We start from the raw sequence: 18,442 nt of genomic DNA on the forward strand, positions 1-18,442 counted from the left end.
ATAAAAATACCTAAGTGCCTTTAAAAAAGTGATGCAAGTAAAGAATTTAGCTTGGAATGAGCGGATAATTGTTCAATAGAAGGTTTAACTCGATATACCCAGTTATTTTTTGAAATAGTTCCAGGAAGATTAATTCTTTCTTGTAAAGGATTGGTCGAGATTAAGTCAGGACATAAAGCTAGGTAGTCGTTGATGAGATTGATATGAAAAATGGAAGAAGTTTTGTGAGAAAGTTTTAGGATTTCCTTATGATTATGAAAAGAAAGGGAAGGCGTATAGGGCATTCCTAAAAATTGAGCAAATAATCTGGCTTCTTGGGGAGCTTCTTGCCACCATAAAGCTAAAGTAGAGGAGTCGTGGGTGGATAAACTCGTGACGGATAGAGGATTATATTGATCGAAAGGTATGTAGGCGCCGGTACCTTCCCAGTCTCGTTCCCAGCGAGGAATTCGGGTGCCGCATACGGCTAAAGATTCGAGTGCTTGTTTTACATCTACGGGGATAGTGCCTAAATCTTCTCCTATAGGGAGCATCGATGAAGCTTTTAATAAATGGGACAAAATGTCTGTCCCTTGATCTAGGTAGTCTTTAGGATCTTGTGGTTCGAAGCGTCCACGTCCCAATTCATCCCATACCCAAAATCTAAACAATCCAACTACATGATCAAGACGATATAAAGAATAAAAATTTTCTGCGTAACGCAATCTTTCTTTCCACCAATGGTAAGCGTCTTGTCGCAAAGTCTTCATGTTATAAATAGGGAGGTTCCAGTTTTGACCTTCCGCATTATAAAAATCAGGAGGAGAGCCTACAGATTCGGAAGAAGAAAAATATTTTCTATAGAACCAGACATCACAGCTATCTTTACTGATAAGAATGGGAATATCCCCCTTAATAAGACAGCCTTTGTGATCCGCATGTTTACGAACTTGCTTCATTTGTTCGAAGCAAAGGTATTGTAGATAGGAGTAAAACTCTATATCTTTAGCAAAGGTGTGTTCGTGTTGTGAAATGTAAGAAAGATCTGTGTAAGTTGTTGACCAATGATTAATCGGAAGGTAGTTAAGGTGTTCTCGAATGGAGCAGAAAAGAGCGTAAGGGTGTAACCAATATTTCTCTCGTTCACAAAAGTCACAAAAATCTGGATGGTTAGTAAGGTTTTTACTTTTACATACACGAAAGTATTCTTTGAAAAAAGCTCTCTTCATAGGGATAACTTTCTCATAATTTACTTGAGAGAGCTGAGAAAGTCTTTGCATTTCTTGTATGAGTTTTCTTGAAGATGAGACTTCTTCTTTATAAGGAAGGGCCGATATAGATAGATGAAGGGGATTCAGAGATATGGAAGAAATGCTATTGTAAGGGCTTGAACAAGATCCGGTGTCATTAATGGGGAGAATTTGAAGAATTTGAAATCCGCATAGAGTGCACCAGTCAATCATAGGGATCAGATCGAGAAACTCTCCTATTCCGCAGCTGTTTTGAGTATGTATGGAAAAAAGTGGCACACAAATCCCGTGTTTTGGGGAAGTATCGACTTGATTCCAAACTTTTCGAATAGGAGAGTTTTGGATGATACGTAAGGATCGGGATAATAATGGCATAGGTCTACAGGTGATACATCCCCAGAGCATGTAGATCTGGGAGTTCTCCTTTTACAAGAGCTTGAATCCAAATTTTGGCATGTTGAGAAAAAAGTACCAAGTAACGAGATAATTTTTCTCCGTTTAGATAGGTCATATTGATTCGGTCGCACAGATATAATTGATTCGAAATCTCGCCATAAGCCAGGGTGCCTTTAATATTAGATTGAGGGGAACCATTAATAGATAAAGCAGCTCTAAATACCTTTTGTCTAAAAGTATTTTCAGGAAGTTTACCGAGAACAACTCCTGCAACTAAAAATCCTGAATTTCCATCTTCTTCAATTTGTACAGCAACGTCATTATAGCCAAATCGGACGACACAGGCATTATTTTCATCTGGAGAGAGTGGACTATTAAGTTGGGCACTAAGTTCTGTAAGGAGTTGTTCGAATTGATTTTGCATAATAGGAAGCGTTCTTTTCTGGGATTATTTCTATTATTGGTCTGCAGAGTTTGTTGTTGCTGATGGAATATCAGATAGAGACACTGGAGCATGAGGAGGAGTGCCATGGAAGGAAGGTTTGGGGAAATCGCTAGGTTTAGGATAATCTTCGTTATCGGCATTCACGGTATCTAATGTGTTAGTAATTACTGTTGCTAGCTGCTGTTTTTTCTCAGCATTGCCGAATATTCGTGGGGAACAACCATTGAGCGCTCGGTAAAAGAGATTTAAAACTTCAGTTTGAGGAGTAACGTCAGAACCAACAAGGCCATCCAACAATTTTTGAGCTTTTTGGGAGGACGGGAACTTATCTTCCACTAACTTTAAAAAAGTTTGAGCAAGATTACTGGGAGTTAGGGATGGTGGAAGGGTATGTCCTTCGGCTTTTAAATTGTCTTCTAGTCCTTTTGTATTTTTGTCAAAAAAACTGTCTACAGAGTTGAGGGCTTGTAGATTGCTGAGCTCCGTCATATACACTTGCAATTGTGGAGCAGGGATGGAAGGCCCTCCTGATTTGAGATCAGACACCATACCATTTGTTAAAAAATCTATAACAGCTGCTTTTTCTGTAGGAGAATAAGAGGATAGCATCTGACTTAGAGAAGCACAATTAGCCGGAGATGAGGTTACTTGGGTATACAATGCGCGTAATGATGCAGGGGAAGTGTTTGCTTTAGAAGCAAAGGCTTCTGATGCTAAAAGAACGTTGCGCCCTCCTTTGACTGCTTGAGGATTTTGTTGAAAAAGCGTCTGTTTTGCCTGAATAAGAGAGGCTCTTAATTTCCCATCAGGAGGACTCGATTGAATCAGAAAGTCTAGAGCAAGATCTTTAATTGTGGGGTCCGAAAATTTGCCTGACAGCTTCTCAAGAATCTCTTCAGGAGAGGAATCTTCACTCAGAGAATCCTTTAACCCTCGAAAATCTTCTCCAGAAACATCCGAAAGATTTTCTGTGAAGCGCTCTTCAAGAGAAGAGTCTGATTTCTCTTCTGTACTTTCTGATTTTTTTTCGGATTTACTAGTTGTTTTTCGACGAGCTTCTAATGACTGAAATTTGTCTTCTTTCTTTTTGATTCTAGTCGCTGCAGCAGGATTAGCAAGATCCTCACTTCCTTTAATCAAACTGGCTTCAGAAGCTTCCTGAGAGCCTATGATTTCTTGTGCATCCTGAGTAGCTGCTGCAGCTTGCGCTTGTGCTACGTTTACTGTTTGGGTTCCGCCTAACCCTCCAGCTCCTCCGGATGCAGTCATCTCTTCTTACCTCACGGTTAGAAAATTTGAATTCTTCCTAAAGGCTGGATTCTAATTTCAGGTAAGACCTCTTGATAAGAAATCACAGCAATATCAGGAAATTCTGTCTCTATTAATTTTCGTACATAGCGTCTGACGTCAATTGCTGTCAACAGTACTGGGGGTTGGCCTCCAGGAGGTGTTGGGGTAATAGTCATTCGCATGGATTTTAAAATGAGGTTTACGGAATCTGGATCTAAGGCCAAATAAGAGCCCGCAGAAGTTTGTTTAATAGCGCCACGAATCATCTCTTCAATTTCAGGATCTAACAGGTAGACTGAAATTGCTGATTGCCCTTGAGAAAATTTGAAGCTGATATAAAGTTTCAAGGAAGAACGTACATACTCTGTCAGTAATACAGTATCTTTCTCAGTTTGGGCCCATTCGCTTAAAGATTCTAAAATGGTTCGCAAATCTTTGATGGAAATTTGCTCCTGAACTAAACGCTTGAAAATTTCTGTAAGCTTCTGCAGAGGAATAAGGCGTGTAACTTCTTTAACAAGATCAGGGAAAGATCGTTCCATAAATTCAATCATAGAACGAACTTCCTGAATTCCTAGAAACTCTTGAGAGTTTCTATGGAAGAAGTAAGAAAGATGAAGAATAATCACTTCCAAAGGAGACCAGTACTTAATAGCTGCTTTTTCTAAAATAGTAAGAGCATCGGTGCTGACCCAAGTTGAAGGCAAACCTGCAGCATTTTTGTAAGTGATAAAAGGTAGATTATAACGAGAAAGGTTTTCTTCCACTTCGTTTGTTAAAACGTGGTTAGGAGGAATTTTCCCTCGAACATAGGGGACTTCGTTAAGAAGAATCATATAATCATTCCCTTCTAAAGAAGGGGAATCTGTTCGTACGTGGATTCCTGGATAGCGAATTCCAATATCTTGATAAAGAGCTTGGCGCATTTTAGGAATCATATCATCCACAAAGCTTTGCCCTGATTTTGTTCTTTGCTGAATAAGTTTGGAAAGATCTTTACCAAGTTCGAGAATTACAGGAAGAGTAAGCGCATAATCATCGGAGTTTTCTCCTGAGGCCGATGCTCCGTCAGCAGCACCTACGGTAGTAGAAGAACTGGAACTTCCCTTTTTGCCAGGAGAATTTTTCTTGGTGATTAACAAAATACCTAATACTGCAAAAACAACAGCCATTAGGGCAAATGACCATAAAGGGAATCCTTTAAAAAAACCGATTCCTAAGGTAGCTACCGCAGAGAGGAGTAAGGCTCTAGGTTCTTTAACCAACTGGCTAGAAATTTCTTTCCCGAGGTTTGTATCTTTATCACTAGATACTCGAGTAGTTACGATACCAGCGGTTAAAGAGATCAATAGGGAGGGAATTTGGGAAACTAATCCATCCCCAATAGTAATGAGGGTGTAAATGTGAGCAGCTTGAGCCATTGTCATGCCTTTCATTGTGACACCAATGACTAACCCTCCGACGATGTTAATCAAGGAGATGACGATACCGGCAATAACGTCTCCTTTGATGAACTTCATGGCTCCGTCCATGGCTCCGTAAAGTTCACTTTCCTTCTGAATTTGAGCTCGTTTATCGCGAGCTTGTGTGGCATCAATCATCCCCGCACGAAGGTCAGCATCAATAGCCATCTGTTTACCAGGCATCGCATCTAATCGGAATCGAGCAGCAACCTCAGCGACCCTTTCCGCACCTTTAGTAACCACAATAAACTGTATGATGGTGATGATTAGGAAGATAATAAATCCAACGACATAGTTTCCTCCAACGACGAAGTCCCCGAAGGCCTGAATCACGTTCCCTGCATAAGCATGAAGGAGAATTTGTCTGGAAGAAGAGATGTTAATTCCTAATCGGAACATTGTGGTGATTAGGAGTAGGGAAGGGAAAACCGAGAGTTGCAATGCGCTAGGAATATATAAGGCAACCATCAGCAGGAATACGGAGATTGCCAAGTTGATGGTGATCATGAAATCCACCATAACTGGAGGCAATGGCATAATGATCATCAAGACCACGCCCAACATCCACATAGCAAGGATGAGGTCGCTGGACTTGTTTATCATGTTCAGGGCCGCGTCTCCCCCGAATGTTCTACTGACAAAATTGAGTAGCTTGTTCATTACAGATTATCGAATTGGTTAATGTTTTTATTCTCAATGTTTTGCGCATTAAGAGAAGTAATGTAAAGAAGGATTTCCCCAACCGCTTCATATGTGGTCTCAGGAATAAACTTCAACTCTTTTCCTTCATCTAAAAGCTGGTGTGCTAAGGGGACGTTCCGCATTATGGGAACTCCATACTTCTCAGCTTCCGCAATAATTCTTCGTGCTCTTAAGTTTACTCCCATGGCTATAATCCATGGAGCTTTGTATTTTTCAGGCATATAACCGATGGCAACGGCTATATCCTTAGGGTTAGATACGACAGCGCTCGCATGTTTAATTTGAGAGGAAGTGTCTTCATAGGCAATTTCTTGCGCAATTTGACGACGGCGCCCCTTAATTTCTGGGTTCCCTTCTGTATCTTTGAATTCCTGTTTAACTTCGAACTTTTCCATCTTCAGTTCTTTAGCAAAACTGTGTCGTTGATACACAAGGTCTATTACCGCAACAACAAGGAAAAACATGCCAATGGAAGTAACAGCCTTGTATAAAATCTCTTTGAATATTTGCGCTGTAACTAAAGGGGGAACACCAGCTGTTTCAATAACAAGTTCTACACGATTTTTTAGAACAATATAGAGAATTAATGCTGCTCCAGAGATTTTAAAAATAGATTTAAGTAATTCAATAAACGTTTTTAATTTGAATTTTTGTTTAAGGTTTTCAATCGGATTGAATTTTTTTAAATCTGGTTTGAAAACTTCTGTGGAGAAAGTAGGACCAACAACTAAAAATCCTATTAATAATCCTACAAAGCCTACTGCTCCTAGTAGAGGAAGTGAGACTGTAAGAATTAGCATTAAGCAGTTTTTCAAATAATAAACGGCAAGGCGAGGATCATGTTGTTGGGGAGCCGTTCGGAAAATGGATACTAAGAACCCTCCTAAATGTTCAGCAAAAAATGAAGACAGAGAAAACGTCATGAACATGGACACTATGAACGTAATCGCAGAAGGAAAATCTTGAGATTTGGCTACCTGCCCCTTTTTTCTAGCATCTCGAAGACGCTTGGGGGTCGCCTTTTCTGTTTTTTCGCCCATAGGTGGCCAGTTGCTTAAGCGCTAAAAGGAATATTTCGCAAGTTACCCTATGTAAATGTTTTTCTCAAGAAAGAAGGTGATTGAAGCTCATCTCTTTTATATACAAAGAGTAAGGCGTATCTCAAGCAAGAGAAGATTTTTTTTTAAAGAGTGTTTTTCATGAAGCGCTAATCTTGCTTTTTCTTTAGAATCTCTCTTCCCTTGTCAGTTAAGAAAGAAAGGCATTTTTTGCCTTTAAAAAAGAATCAAAATTTCTGGGTAATAAAATGGGACAAACAGAGTGCGGAATAGTAGGGCTTCCTAATGTAGGAAAATCGGGGTTATTTAACGCGTTAACAGGTGCGCAGGTTGCTTCTTGTAATTATCCTTTTTGCACGATTGATCCTAATGTTGGTATCGTTCCAGTTGTTGATTCTAGGTTAGAGATTTTGGCTCGTATTAGTCAGAGTCACAAGATTATCTATGCAGATATGAAATTTGTGGACATTGCAGGACTAGTAAAAGGTGCTGCAAGTGGCGCTGGGTTAGGGAACCGCTTTTTATCGCATATTCGAGAAACTCATGCAATTGCTCATGTTGTGCGCTGTTTTGATAATGATGATGTGACGCACGTATCTGGAAAGATCGATCCAGAGGAAGATATTGCTGTTATCAACCTGGAACTGATACTAGCAGATTTTTCTTCTGCTACTAGTGTTCGTGATAAACTTAGCAAACAGGCTAAAGGGAAGAAAGATATAGGACAATTAATCCCTATTTTAGATCGAGTAATTGAACATTTAGAATCGGGAAACCCTGTTCGAACGCTTTCTCTTTCTTCTGAAGAAGGAAGTTTATTGAAACCCTATCCGTTCCTTACAGGAAAGCCTATGCTTTATATTGCTAACATTGACGAAGATTCCTTAACAGATTTAGACAATCCCTATGTCCAGAAAGTACGGAGGATTGCCCAACAAGAAGGGGCTAACGTCGTGCCTATTTGTGTAAAATTAGAAGAAGAGATTCTGTCTCTTCCTCCGGAAGAGCGGCAAGACTTTTTACATAGTTTGGGCTTACAAGAATCTGGGCTAAATCGTTTAGTAGCTTCTGCATATCAGACCTTAGGGCTAATTTCTTATTTCACTACAGGTCCACAAGAGACGAGAGCTTGGACAATTTCTAAGGGAGCAACTGCTGCAGAAGCTGCAGGAGAAATTCATTCAGATATTCAAAAAGGATTTATTCGTGCTGAGGTGGTGACTTTAGAAGATATCGTTACCTATAATGGAAGGGCTGGAGCTCGAGAAGCAGGTAAATTACGAGCAGAGGGTCGGGACTATATTGTTCAGGACGGAGATATCATGCTGTTTCTGCATAACTAAAAGGGGATGTGGCTTTTTTAACTTAAACGAGCTTTGCGTATATCCTCTTGAATAGCAAGAGCAAGTTCCTTTTGAGAAGAAAAAGTTTTTTCTTCTCTAAGGAACTGCTTAGGGATGACAGTAACTCGCTGTTCGTAAAGATCAGCTGAAAGGTCGAGAATGTGCGCTTCTAGACAAAGTTGGTTTCTCTGTACGGTAGGTGCCATACCTAGATTCATTACTCCTAAATAGCTTTCACGCCCAATTTTTATGGAGCAGCTGTAGACTCCTAAAGGTAAAAGGGAACGAGTAAGATTAAGATTAATAGTAGCGTATCCTAAAGAAGAACCTATTCCTTGGCCTCGAGTGACTGTTCCGGTATAAGAAAAAGGTCGGCCTAGAAATTTTTCTGCGGAAAGAAGGTCCCCTTCTCGAAGAAATTGACGAATTTTTCTACTGGATACAATGGTTCCGTTGATGCTTAAGGGAGGGATTTCTTCTAATGATATCCCTAAAGAAGAAGCAAAAGGCTTTAATGTTTGTGCATTTCCAAGACCACCCCTTCCTAATCGAGAATCATACCCAAAGATAATTCTTGATGGATGTAGCGACTCATAAAGAGATAGAATAAACATTTCAGCCTCTTCATTGGCTATCTCTTGGTTAAAAGGAAGAATTGCTAGATAATCAATGTGACAATTCGTTAGCAACTGAATGCGCTCTTCAAGAGAAGTAATAGTTTCTGGAGGAGAGTTCGATAAAGTGTGTTTAGGATGCTCGCTAAATGTAATGACACCAGATTTTCCTGGAAATTGTTTCAAGGAAGAAAGCAATGCTTGATGTCCTAAATGACATCCATCAAAAAAGCCTATCGTAATAGATTCTATAGGATCAGAGGACGGGAGTAGGCTGTAGGATAAGTCCATTTGCATCACGTAAGTGAGGAAACACATCAAACCCAGGTTCATCCAGATGATTTCCATCGATACACTGATCAATAGAAAAATTTCCGCTGCGTAATCGGCGAAGCTCTTCCAAATAAGCTCCACAACCTAACATGTTGCCGAGTTCATGAGCAATGCTCCGGATATAGGTTCCCTTGCTGCATTTCACTACGAAATGTAGGCGAGGATACTCGTACTTAATTAAACGGAGATCCACTCTTACTGTTGCAAAGCTACGCTCTATAGACAATCCTTGTCTAGCATATTCGTACAATTTCTTCCCTTGTACCTTTTTAGCAGAGAACATAGGAGGGACTTGCTGAATTTCTCCTTGGAAATAGCTTGTGCACTCCAACACTTCTTCCATAGTTGGAACTTTTTTAGAGCGACCTACAATTTTCCCATCGCAATCATAAGTGTCTGTAGTAGTACCTAAATGTGCTACGGCAGAATATTCTTTGTCTTCAAATAGCATAATATCAGACAGTCGGGTGAATTTCCGCCCTATTAGCATAACCATAACGCCTGTAGCAAAAGGATCAAGAGTTCCGGCATGGCCAATTTTCTTCACGCCTATTAACCTAACAAGAGAACGAATAAGACTAAACGAAGTCCTCCCTTGTGGTTTATCTACCAGCAAAACGCCTTCAATAGGTTCTGTCGCAAGTTCCATAATATTTTAATCGTGGAGTTCAGAAGAATTGTTGTTGTTATGGGTTAATTTTTTATCTTGTTCAGCTATTTTCAGAAGAAGACTTTCTATATGGTCTTGGGGAGAAAAAATATCTTCCATATAGAAATTCAAGTCTGGAAAGTACTTTAGAACTACGTCTTTAGAAGCTTGACAAGCAATAAATCCCGCAGAGGCTTTCAATGCCGCAAGAGTTTCTTCTTGAGAATTCTCATGCGGCATAATGGACACGTAAACACGAGCAGATTGCAAGTCTCTTGACAAAGATACTCGTGTTATTGTGATCCAACGGTTCGAAATTTTGGGGTGCTTTACATCCTTCAAAATGACTTTTGCAATGGATTCTCTCAACATTGCATTTACTTTTTTCATCCGTCTGTTTTCAGTCATGTTAGCCTACAATTTTTGTGGGTGATAAATGACCTCGTAGCACTGCAATGTATCGCCAATTTGTGCTTGTTGGTAGTTATCTAATAGAATACCACATTCCATTCCCTTCTTCACTTCCTTAACGTCTTCTTTAAGGCGTTTTAAGGAGGAGAGAGAGCATTTCCAAAGAACCTCTTTGTCTCTAATAATACGAACTTTCTGATTGCGTACCATGGTTCCTTCTGTAACTAGGCAGCCGTAAATTGTGCCCAACTGGGAAGATTTAAAGGTCGCTTTAATTTCCGCTGCACCCAAGTTTTTCTCTTCTGCTATAGGATCCAGAAGACCTGTCATAATTTCTTTGATAGCATCCACAGCATGGTAAATGATATCAAATAGACAGACCTTAACATTCAAGCTCTTAATCAGAGACTCGGCATGACTCTCTACGCTCGTGTGGAAACCAATAACGGTTGCTTTAGAGGCGGATGCCAAACGGATATCGGATTCTGAAATATCTCCAACTCCACTGGATAAAATTTCAACATCCACTTTTTCCGAACGGATGTTAAGTATTGAATGCGCCAGGGCCTCTATAGAACCTTGAACATCAGCCTTGATGATTAATTTCAAAGTCTTCTTATTCTGCAATACAGCATCGAAATTAGGTCGTTTCTTCTGTAAAGCTGCGGACCTTTGTTGACCTGCAAGACGGGCACTAATAATTTCTTTTGCGACTTTTTCATTTTTCACAACTATGAAAGGATCGCCAGCTTTAGGAATCGCTGATAACCCTGTAATAAGAACTGGGGTAGAAGGTGAGGCTGATTGTAAGAGTTGATTATGCTCATTATGCATAGTCTTTATCTTACCGTAACAATCGTTAAATACCAGAGCTTCTCCTAGATGAAGAGTTCCGTTTTGAACAAGTACGGTAGCAACAGCTCCCAATCCTTTGTGCAGCTCGGACTCGATAACAAGTCCTCGTGCTCTGGCAGATGGGTCGGCCTTCAGTTCCAAAACTTCTGCTTGTAATGCTAACATTTCAAGAAGGTCTTGTAATCCTTCGCCTGTTTTAGCAGAGGTATTAATAGTCGCAATGGATCCTCCCCAAGCTTCAGGAAGAAGATTGAGTTCAGCTAGTTGACGATAAACAGTTTCCTCATTGAAGTTTGGTTTATCACACTTGTTAATTGCGACAACGATGGTAATATTTGCAGCTTTTGCATGCTCAATGGCTTCGACAGTTTGTTCTTTAATCCCTTCATCTCCGGCGACCACCAACACTACAATGTCGCAAACCTCTGCGCCTCGAGCTCGCATAGCAGAGAAAGCCTCGTGACCAGGAGTATCAAGAACAGTAATTTCTCCAACTGGAGTAGAGCATTTAAAGGCTCCCATATGTTGCGTAATTGCGCCTGCTTCTGAAGCAGCCATGTTACTTTGTCGCAAAGCATCGATTAGAGTTGTTTTCCCGTGGTCCACGTGTCCCATAAAAGCTACGATAGGGGAGCGGATAACAAGCTTCTGTGGATTTGTTTCGTTAATTTCATCTCGAACAGTGTTCTCTACTAAACAAAGCTTCTCTTTCTCTGAAGAATCTATTTCAATAGTACATCCAAACTCTAACCCAATGTATTGCACGACAGTCTGGCTGTCCAAAACATCGTTTACTACGTAGGTCATACCATGGATGAAAAGTTTTTGGATAAGCTCCGAAGCTTTTAACTTCATCTCCGCAGCCAGATCTTTAACCGTAATAGGAAGTGCGATCTTAATATGCGAAGGACATTGTACAACGTGTTCCTCGGATTGCTTTTTCGTTTTATGAACACGTTTTTTGCGCCACTTATCTTCTTCTGAAGATCCCTCGTTTAATCCATAACGGTCGCGACCTGTGAATGCTTTGACGTTTTCATCAGATCTCTTAGTGCGATCGCGATCGGGCCCTCGCTTTGAGTTATTATTGTTGTTAGTGGATTCCCTACGATACGCAGGAGCGGACTGAGCTGGACGAGTATTTGTTCCAGAAGGCTGCTGCTGCTTGGTAGAAGCTGTTTCGACTGAAGGCCGAGTCTGTTGAGTAGTTTCTTCTGCTGGAGCAGCAGCCTTTGTCTCTTTAGCCGGAGCTTTGAAAGTTTTGGCTAGCAAATGATTGATATGCTTCCCTGTAGGACCAAATTTGGGTTTAATAGAAACAACGCTCTTGGGCTCCGTTCTTGTTCTAATAATGGGAGTTTCCTCATTGCGCGCAGGCTGCTCATTGGCTACTTCTTCTTGAAGTTCCTTCCCATCTTCTTGTGGAGAGTTAGGTGTTTCTACCGCATCCTCTACAATTTTTTCTTGTGAAGAGTTAGAAAGGGGTTCTGTAGAGTCTGCTGAAGGGAGCGCATCTAAAGTCAAATGTGATGCATCGCCGGGCAAAGCTACTGTTGTAGAAGGCTCTTCTGCAGCAAAGGAAGAGCGATCCTTCGCACGAATTCTTCGCGCAGTAGATTCCGTTGCGCCCGATTCTATTTCAGGCGCAGAAGCTGTTGTGCCAGCAGTCTTTTTGGAGCTCTTTTCTTTGGTTTGAGCTTTACTTACTGGAGAATTTTTGGTGTCAGAAGATCCGGCTTGAGCTAGTTTCTGTTTCAGCTTATCTAAGCCAGCAGCCTTCGTTAACTGTGCGTTCTTAATCTTCAACTTTAGGTTTTTCGTCAACTTTGCATGCTCCATATTTGCTGACCTGTTCGAGGATTTTGTAAGCTAACTCTAAACTAATTCCTGGAACAGAAGCCAATTCGCTAGCACTAGCCAGCAATATTTTCCTAATCGTGTCGTATCCTGCGTGCTCTAAGTTCTGCACTATTAACGTATTAATTCCTTCCACTTCTAAAGGCTGATCCAATCGAGGATCTTCGAATTCAGCTAGCTGTAAGCGTTGAATTTCTAATAGCTTGTTGTATTCACTCATTCTTTGGACTTCAAGTTCATAGCCCAAAATTTGACTGATTAGACGAGCATTGATACCCCGTTTACCAATAACAGTTGCATAGTCCGAATCTTGGACGATAATAGCGATAACTTTATCGTCTTCTAAAATAGCGATCTTTTGAATCTCTACAGGATAGAGCAAATTTTGTAACAATTCTGTCGATACAGGGGAATAATTTACAACGTCTATTTTTTCGTCATTTAATTCTCGAATGATGTTTTTGATGCGAGAGCCACGCATACCTACAAAAGCCCCTACAGCATCTGTTTGAGGGGAAGAAGAGCGCACTGCCATTTTTGTTCGATAGCCAGCTTCTCTTGCAATTTTCACAATCTCAACAGACCCTTCTTCTAATTCTGGGACTTCTTGCATGAATAATTGTTTTACAAATTCTGGGTGACTTCTACTGAGAATAACTTCAGCTCCGCCATTTTCAGATTCCTGTACTTCGTAAAGAAGCGCATAAATCTTATCGCCTACTTTATGTTTTTCCGTTTTAGGATAAAAGCGAGCGGGAAGTAACCCCTCTACTTTCCCCAAATCAACCACTAAGTTTGATCCGCGAGAGAAACTTTTAATCACCCCCGAAATGATTTCATTTTTTCGATGGCGATACTCTTCATAAATTACATCGCGTTCGGCATGACGAAGTTTCTGACCGATAATTTGGCGAGCTGCATGAGCTGCAATTCTTCCAAATTGATCAGAGACAAAAGGAACATCCATATATTGCCCGATTTGACAATCTGGATCATATTCACGGGCTTTATCTAAGGGAATTTCCTTACTTGGATTTTGGCATTTTTCAACGATCTGTTTTTCACAAAAAACTTCTATGTCTCCGGTGCGAGGATTGATACTCACGGACACATTCGCGTCATCTCTAAGAGTCTTTTTCGCAGCAATTTTCAGAGCGGATTCAATAGCTCCTACTATTGTAGAGCGTTGAATACCTTTCTCTCTTTCCATGTAGTCAAAAATAGCCACAAGATCCTTGTTCATTAATACTCCTCTTATGGGTAAGGGAAAAAAACAAAAAAATAATGCTAAATGCTAATGGAGCAGAGCCTTATTAGCTCTGCTCTTACGTTTATCCCTCATTAACGAGGGCATTAGCAAAAAGACTAGTCTCTGTTAGAAGATGTTTCTTCTTCTGCATCTTGACCAGCATGTCCTCCATGAGCAAGGAACTCTTTAATGGAAAGAGAAACTTTCTTGTGATCAGGATCTAGCTTGATAACCTTAGCAGAAACCTTGTCTCCGATAGAGAGAATATCTTCAATTTTAGCAAAAGGTTTATCAGAAAGTTTGGATACGTGAATCAGTCCTTCGATACCATTTTGCAATTCAACGAAAGCTCCGAAAGCTGTAATTTTAGTTACTATACCGGAGATATCGCTTCCGACAGGGAACATAGCTTCAATCTCATCCCATGGATTAGGAGTCAATTGTTTTACGCCTAAAGTGATTTTTTTACTTTCCTTGTCTACGGACAAAATAACAGCCTCGACAGTATTTCCTTTTTTGAAAAGTTCGGAAGGATGAGAAACCTTTTTAATCCAACTCATATCAGAAATGTGAATTAATCCTTCGATTCCGGGCTCTAATTCAACGAAAGCTCCATAATTTGTTAGATTTTTAATTTCTGCTGTCACACGCAATCCAATAGGATATTTTTCTTCAATATTATCCCAAGGATTATGTTCTGTTTGTTTCAAGCCGAGAGAAATTTTCCCTTCATCTTTTTGAATAGAGAGAACGACTACTTCGACCTCATCACCTTTATTTACAACTTCGTTAGGATCAACGATGTTTTTAACCCAAGACATCTCTGAAACGTGAATGAGGCCTTCAATACCTTCCTCAATTTCAATAAATGCTCCATAAGGGAGAAGTTTAACAATTTTTCCACGAACACGTTTTCCTGGAGGGTATTTCTTCTCGATATCTTCCCAAGGATTGTGTTCTTTTTGCTTCAGACCAAGAGCTACACGACCTTTCTCTTTATCCACGCTGAGGATGATTACTTCCAATTCTTGGTTGAGTTCAACCATTTCAGAAGGGTGACGGATACGTTTCCATGTCATATCTGTGATATGAAGCAGCCCATCGATACCATCGAGATCTAAGAAAACTCCAAAGTCAGTAATGTTTTTGACGATACCTTTACGACGTTCTCCGATTGTGATTTGCTCAATCAACTCAGCTTTCTTAGAAATGCGTTCAGCTTCCAGAAGTTCTCTTCTAGACACAACAACATTTCTGCGATCTACGTTAATTTTGAGAATCTTGAATTCACAAACTTTCCCTACGTAGTCATCCAAGTTTTTAATTTTTTTATTGTCGATTTGAGACCCTGGAAGGAAAGCTTCCATACCAATATCAACAATTAAGCCACCTTTGACTTTTCGAGTGATTTGTCCTTTAACAATCGAGCCTTCTTCACAATGAGCAAGAATGTATTCCCATTGACGTTGTCTTGTTGCCTTTTCTCTGGACAGGACGACCTTTCCTTCTTCGTCTTCAGTTTGGTCCAAATAAACTTCAACCTCAGCTCCGACGGACAAACCTTCTGAAGAGTCAATAAACTCCGACATCGGGATGACTCCTTCAGATTTTAATCCAACGTCAACCACGACAAAATCTTTGCTTATGTCGACAACTGTACCTTTTAGGATCGCACCAGGCTGTACTTCGCTAGTGGGTTCTTCTTCTGTCGCGGTGAAGCCATGCATCGCGTAAAGAAGGTCTTTAAATTGTTTAACGTCTTCTGGTAAGCAAGCTATCGTGTCGAGATTCTTTTTTGCTCCCCAAGTATAATCAGCTTGTTTTGGCATTTAGTGATGTTCTCCTAAAAACTACAAAGTCAAAAAGAACAGTGTAAATATTCACCTTAAAAAAGGCAAGATCTCCCTTGCTATAGGGGGTAATAAGCTGTTCTAAAAATTCATAAATTTTTTATGAGAGTTTAGTTTTTGAGCTGAATTTATAAATAAATGTTTTGTCTATTACTTCTTTTTTTTAATGTGTTCCTTTCGCATTAGGATTCTGGAATGAATGTCGTTTGCGTAAAAAGTTTGGTTAGTTATAGTTCCTTTTTGCAAAATCAAGAAGACTTTTCCCTATATATTTGCAGCTCTTTTATCCTTATCTAAGTTTGTATCAGGAGTTCCCATGACACATGTAAAGTTAGCCATTATAGGCTCTGGGCCTGCAGGTTACACGGCTGCTATCTATGCTTCTAGAGCGCTTTTGACCCCAATACTATTTGAAGGATTCTTTTCTGGTATCGCTGGAGGCCAATTAATGACTACGACTGAAGTGGAAAATTTTCCGGGGTTCCCTCAAGGGGTGTTGGGTCATCAGCTCATGGAAAATATGAAAATGCAAGCCCAGCGTTTTGGCACGCAGGTGATTGCTAAAGACATCACTTCTGTAGATTTCAGTGTTAGACCTTTTGTTCTGAAATCCGGAGAAGATACTTTTACATGTGACGCGTGCATTATAGCTACAGGGGCTTCGGCCAAGAGATTATCTATTCCAGGTGCAGGGGATAATGAATTTTGGCAAAAAGGTGTGACAGCATGTGCAGTTTGCGATGGAGCTTCCCCCATTTTTAGAGATCGGGATTTATTTGTTATTGGAGGGGGAGATTCTGCTTTGGAAGAGGCCATGTTTTTGACTCGTTATGGTAAGCGTGTATTCGTTGTGCATAGAAGGGATACTTTGCGTGCTTCAAAGGCTATGGTGAATAAGGCTCAAGCTAATGAGAAAATTGTTTTTCTCTGGAATAGTGAAGTAGTAAAAATATTGGGGGATTCTTTGGTTCGTTCCATTGATATTTTTAATAATGTCGAGAAGACTACTGTAACAATGGAAGCCGCTGGAGTTTTCTTTGCTATTGGGCATCAGCCCAATACAGCATTCTTAGGGGGGCAGTTGTCCTTAGATGAGAATGGATATATTATTACAGAGAAGGGAAGTTCTCGAACATCGGTTCCCGGAGTTTTTGCTGCAGGAGATGTTCAAGACAAGTATTATAGACAAGCCATTACTTCCGCAGGTAGCGGGTGTATGGCGGCTTTAGATGCTGAAAGATTTTTAGAAAAATAAGTTTTATGTTTGGGATAGGGACTGACATTATAGAAATTGATAGGATTCGCAGAGCTTATCACACTTATGGGGATCGATTCCTAAACAAAATTTTTACGAAAGGGGAGCAGGCTTACTGTTTTTCTAAGTCGGATCCCTATGCTTCTTTGGCAGTGCGTTTTGCTGCTAAAGAGGCTGTATCCAAAGCTTTGGGTACGGGTATAGGTAAATCTTTGAAATGGAAAGAAATCGAAATATCTAGGGGGACTCAACACCCCCAAGTTTCCGTTCCGGAGTCTTTGCTGGCTTTGCTGGAGGTGAAAAGAATCCTTCTTTCCATGAGTCACTGTCGAGAGTATGCCACCGCAGTAGCTATTGCAGAAGTAACTAATAGTAGTAAATAGAGTATTTAGCTTTTAGTTCTTTAAGCAGCTTCCAGTGAGCAAGGCTTGCTTTGAAAAGGGCATAGCTGACGGAAGAGCACATAAGAAATGAGAACAGTGGTATGGTTGTTGAGCGATGCATCGTAGAAGAAATTATTGACATACTCAAAATGACAAACATACGCTTCGACAGCAAAGATCTTCGCACAAACATCAAAGGAGAAATTTCTTTGATGAGAAGCTGAGCGTCAAGTTCATGCTGTTTCATTACGCTTTTCTTTAAGATTAGACGGAATTTGATAGAGGATATTACCCAAGCTGCAGCAAATAACTGTGCTGCTAGGATAGGAGAAAACTGGTTGTGCAAGGCAAGATATAAGGCTTTTGCTAATAGTTTTGTCCCAGAAAACAACCAAATGGTTAGAGGGATGCAGGCAACTCCAAACCTTGAAATCATTCAGGATCCTCTAAAATTCTTTAGAAAAAGCGAGTATGCCAAAGCTTTCTGATTAGAACAAGGGATCTTGATTAATAAGCTTTAGCTTCGTAGGATGGGGGACATATCTTGATTCAGATCCTGAGAGGAAGAGGTCTTTATGTTGCGTTTGTTTCAACATATTTTATGTTTTTTGGAAGAAGACCCTTCTTTGGTGGAAATCCCTCAAGAGCTCTCCTTTGTTAATGAGGTTTTTTCCGATTCTATGCATTGGGAATTAGGAAAAATGTTCGCCTCTTTAATTTTGTTATTGGGAATATTCGGATTGGGGTGTTGGTTATTTCGACGTTTTTTGCGTTCTCGAGGACATATCCCAAGCAGCAACTCATCTATTAAAGTTTTAGATCGCCGTGTTTTACCCTCCAAAACCTCTATTTACGTGATTAAAGTAGCGAATAAGACCATAGTGATTGCAGAGAGAGGGGAGCATGTGACATTATTATCCGAATTTCCTCCGAATACAGATCTGAATGAACTAATGCAGCAGGATCAAAAGAAAACGCCGACTCCCCGCAGAGAGATGCTTTCAGGTTTCTTAAATCAGTTTAAAGATAAAAAATAAGGAGTCGTTGGCAAAAGGAGAGC

16 protein-coding genes are annotated in these 18,442 nt (G+C 40.3%); 4 read left to right on the forward strand and 12 right to left on the reverse strand.

The window, feature by feature from the left end:
• Nucleotides 1-20 precede the first annotated feature (20 nt).
• Genes TC_RS01805 through cdsU form a run of 5 tightly spaced genes read right to left on the reverse strand, consistent with a single transcriptional unit; the run spans nucleotide 21 to nucleotide 6,565 of the window.
• Nucleotides 21-1,604 carry a 4-alpha-glucanotransferase gene (locus TC_RS01805; protein WP_010230247.1) on the reverse strand — a complete coding sequence of 528 codons (1,584 nt, stop codon included), beginning with the start codon at nucleotides 1,602-1,604 and terminating at the stop codon, nucleotides 21-23.
• 4 nt (nucleotides 1,605-1,608) lie between these two features.
• The gene (locus TC_RS01810; protein ID WP_010230250.1) at nucleotides 1,609-2,049 is read right to left on the reverse strand and encodes a CesT family type III secretion system chaperone; all 441 of its coding nucleotides are present in this window, start codon (nucleotides 2,047-2,049) and stop codon (nucleotides 1,609-1,611) included.
• A 33-nt stretch (nucleotides 2,050-2,082) separates the two neighbouring features.
• Nucleotides 2,083-3,339, reverse strand: a complete 1,257-nt coding sequence (gene sctW, locus TC_RS01815) for a type III secretion system gatekeeper subunit SctW (RefSeq protein WP_010230252.1) — start codon at nucleotides 3,337-3,339, stop codon at nucleotides 2,083-2,085.
• Nucleotides 3,340-3,356: 17 nt separating this feature from the next.
• Nucleotides 3,357-5,483: a SctV family type III secretion system export apparatus subunit CdsV gene (gene cdsV / locus TC_RS01820; RefSeq protein WP_010230254.1), complete on the reverse strand. Its 2,127-nt coding sequence runs from the start codon at nucleotides 5,481-5,483 to the stop codon at nucleotides 3,357-3,359.
• A complete protein-coding gene (gene cdsU / locus TC_RS01825; protein WP_010230256.1) occupies nucleotides 5,483-6,565 on the reverse strand; it encodes a SctU family type III secretion system export apparatus subunit CdsU in 1,083 nt (360 codons plus the stop codon). Before cdsU ends, cdsV begins: the two co-directional genes overlap by 1 nt.
• A gap of 266 nt (nucleotides 6,566-6,831) precedes the next feature.
• On the opposite strand from cdsU, the gene ychF reads away from it, so the two are divergent.
• On the forward strand, nucleotides 6,832-7,926 hold the full coding sequence (ychF, locus tag TC_RS01830) for a redox-regulated ATPase YchF (RefSeq protein ID WP_010230258.1): 1,095 nt from the start codon (nucleotides 6,832-6,834) through the stop codon (nucleotides 7,924-7,926).
• Between the two features lie 17 nt (nucleotides 7,927-7,943).
• Here the strand turns inward: ychF and TC_RS01835 are convergent, their stop codons facing one another.
• The 6 genes from TC_RS01835 to rpsA form a co-directional block, all read right to left on the reverse strand.
• Nucleotides 7,944-8,840, reverse strand: coding sequence for a bifunctional riboflavin kinase/FAD synthetase (locus tag TC_RS01835; RefSeq protein WP_010232129.1), 897 nt, complete (start codon nucleotides 8,838-8,840; stop codon nucleotides 7,944-7,946).
• The gene (gene truB, locus TC_RS01840) at nucleotides 8,797-9,522 is read right to left on the reverse strand and encodes a tRNA pseudouridine(55) synthase TruB (protein ID WP_010230262.1); all 726 of its coding nucleotides are present in this window, start codon (nucleotides 9,520-9,522) and stop codon (nucleotides 8,797-8,799) included. The genes TC_RS01835 and truB overlap by 44 nt, the downstream gene beginning before the upstream one ends.
• A gap of 6 nt (nucleotides 9,523-9,528) precedes the next feature.
• Entirely contained in the window at nucleotides 9,529-9,930 is a 402-nt protein-coding gene (rbfA, locus tag TC_RS01845) for a 30S ribosome-binding factor RbfA (RefSeq protein ID WP_010904325.1), read from the reverse strand.
• A gap of 6 nt (nucleotides 9,931-9,936) precedes the next feature.
• Entirely contained in the window at nucleotides 9,937-12,627 is a 2,691-nt protein-coding gene (infB, locus tag TC_RS01850; RefSeq protein WP_010230269.1) for a translation initiation factor IF-2, read from the reverse strand.
• On the reverse strand, nucleotides 12,584-13,888 hold the full coding sequence (gene nusA / locus TC_RS01855) for a transcription termination factor NusA (protein ID WP_010230274.1): 1,305 nt from the start codon (nucleotides 13,886-13,888) through the stop codon (nucleotides 12,584-12,586). The genes infB and nusA overlap by 44 nt, the downstream gene beginning before the upstream one ends.
• 122 nt (nucleotides 13,889-14,010) lie before the next feature.
• Nucleotides 14,011-15,723, reverse strand: a complete 1,713-nt coding sequence (gene rpsA, locus TC_RS01860; RefSeq protein WP_010230276.1) for a 30S ribosomal protein S1 — start codon at nucleotides 15,721-15,723, stop codon at nucleotides 14,011-14,013.
• A 337-nt stretch (nucleotides 15,724-16,060) separates the two neighbouring features.
• Between rpsA and trxB the strand changes: the two genes are divergently transcribed.
• A complete protein-coding gene (trxB, locus tag TC_RS01865) occupies nucleotides 16,061-16,999 on the forward strand; it encodes a thioredoxin-disulfide reductase (protein WP_010230279.1) in 939 nt (312 codons plus the stop codon).
• A gap of 5 nt (nucleotides 17,000-17,004) precedes the next feature.
• The gene (acpS, locus tag TC_RS01870) at nucleotides 17,005-17,382 is read left to right on the forward strand and encodes a holo-ACP synthase (protein WP_010230282.1); all 378 of its coding nucleotides are present in this window, start codon (nucleotides 17,005-17,007) and stop codon (nucleotides 17,380-17,382) included.
• Here acpS and TC_RS01875 read toward each other — a convergent pair.
• Nucleotides 17,366-17,818, reverse strand: a complete 453-nt coding sequence (locus tag TC_RS01875; protein WP_029589512.1) for a hypothetical protein — start codon at nucleotides 17,816-17,818, stop codon at nucleotides 17,366-17,368. The two genes, acpS and TC_RS01875, sit on opposite strands and share 17 nt — an antisense overlap.
• 139 nt (nucleotides 17,819-17,957) lie before the next feature.
• On the opposite strand from TC_RS01875, the gene TC_RS01880 reads away from it, so the two are divergent.
• Entirely contained in the window at nucleotides 17,958-18,419 is a 462-nt protein-coding gene (locus tag TC_RS01880) for a flagellar biosynthetic protein FliO (protein ID WP_010230286.1), read from the forward strand.
• Nucleotides 18,420-18,442 lie beyond the last annotated feature (23 nt).

The organism is Chlamydia muridarum str. Nigg (genome assembly GCF_000006685.1).
In the GTDB taxonomy this organism is placed as follows: domain Bacteria; phylum Chlamydiota; class Chlamydiia; order Chlamydiales; family Chlamydiaceae; genus Chlamydia; species Chlamydia muridarum.

Bases quoted from the DNA above. Each gene is read 5' to 3' on its own strand.
- TC_RS01805 (WP_010230247.1), bottom strand. From the start codon at position 1,604: ATGCCATTATTATCCCGATCCTTACGTATCATCCAAAACTCTCCTATT.
- TC_RS01810 (WP_010230250.1), bottom strand. From the start codon at position 2,049: ATGCAAAATCAATTCGAACAACTCCTTACAGAACTTAGTGCCCAACTT.
- sctW (WP_010230252.1), bottom strand. From the start codon at position 3,339: ATGACTGCATCCGGAGGAGCTGGAGGGTTAGGCGGAACCCAAACAGTA.
- cdsV (WP_010230254.1), bottom strand. From the start codon at position 5,483: ATGAACAAGCTACTCAATTTTGTCAGTAGAACATTCGGGGGAGACGCG.
- cdsU (WP_010230256.1), bottom strand. From the start codon at position 6,565: ATGGGCGAAAAAACAGAAAAGGCGACCCCCAAGCGTCTTCGAGATGCT.
- ychF (WP_010230258.1), top strand. From the start codon at position 6,832: ATGGGACAAACAGAGTGCGGAATAGTAGGGCTTCCTAATGTAGGAAAA.
- truB (WP_010230262.1), bottom strand. From the start codon at position 9,522: ATGGAACTTGCGACAGAACCTATTGAAGGCGTTTTGCTGGTAGATAAA.
- rbfA (WP_010904325.1), bottom strand. From the start codon at position 9,930: ATGACTGAAAACAGACGGATGAAAAAAGTAAATGCAATGTTGAGAGAA.
- infB (WP_010230269.1), bottom strand. From the start codon at position 12,627: ATGGAGCATGCAAAGTTGACGAAAAACCTAAAGTTGAAGATTAAGAAC.
- nusA (WP_010230274.1), bottom strand. From the start codon at position 13,888: ATGAACAAGGATCTTGTGGCTATTTTTGACTACATGGAAAGAGAGAAA.
- rpsA (WP_010230276.1), bottom strand. From the start codon at position 15,723: ATGCCAAAACAAGCTGATTATACTTGGGGAGCAAAAAAGAATCTCGAC.
- trxB (WP_010230279.1), top strand. From the start codon at position 16,061: ATGACACATGTAAAGTTAGCCATTATAGGCTCTGGGCCTGCAGGTTAC.
- acpS (WP_010230282.1), top strand. From the start codon at position 17,005: ATGTTTGGGATAGGGACTGACATTATAGAAATTGATAGGATTCGCAGA.
- TC_RS01875 (WP_029589512.1), bottom strand. From the start codon at position 17,818: ATGATTTCAAGGTTTGGAGTTGCCTGCATCCCTCTAACCATTTGGTTG.
- TC_RS01880 (WP_010230286.1), top strand. From the start codon at position 17,958: ATGTTGCGTTTGTTTCAACATATTTTATGTTTTTTGGAAGAAGACCCT.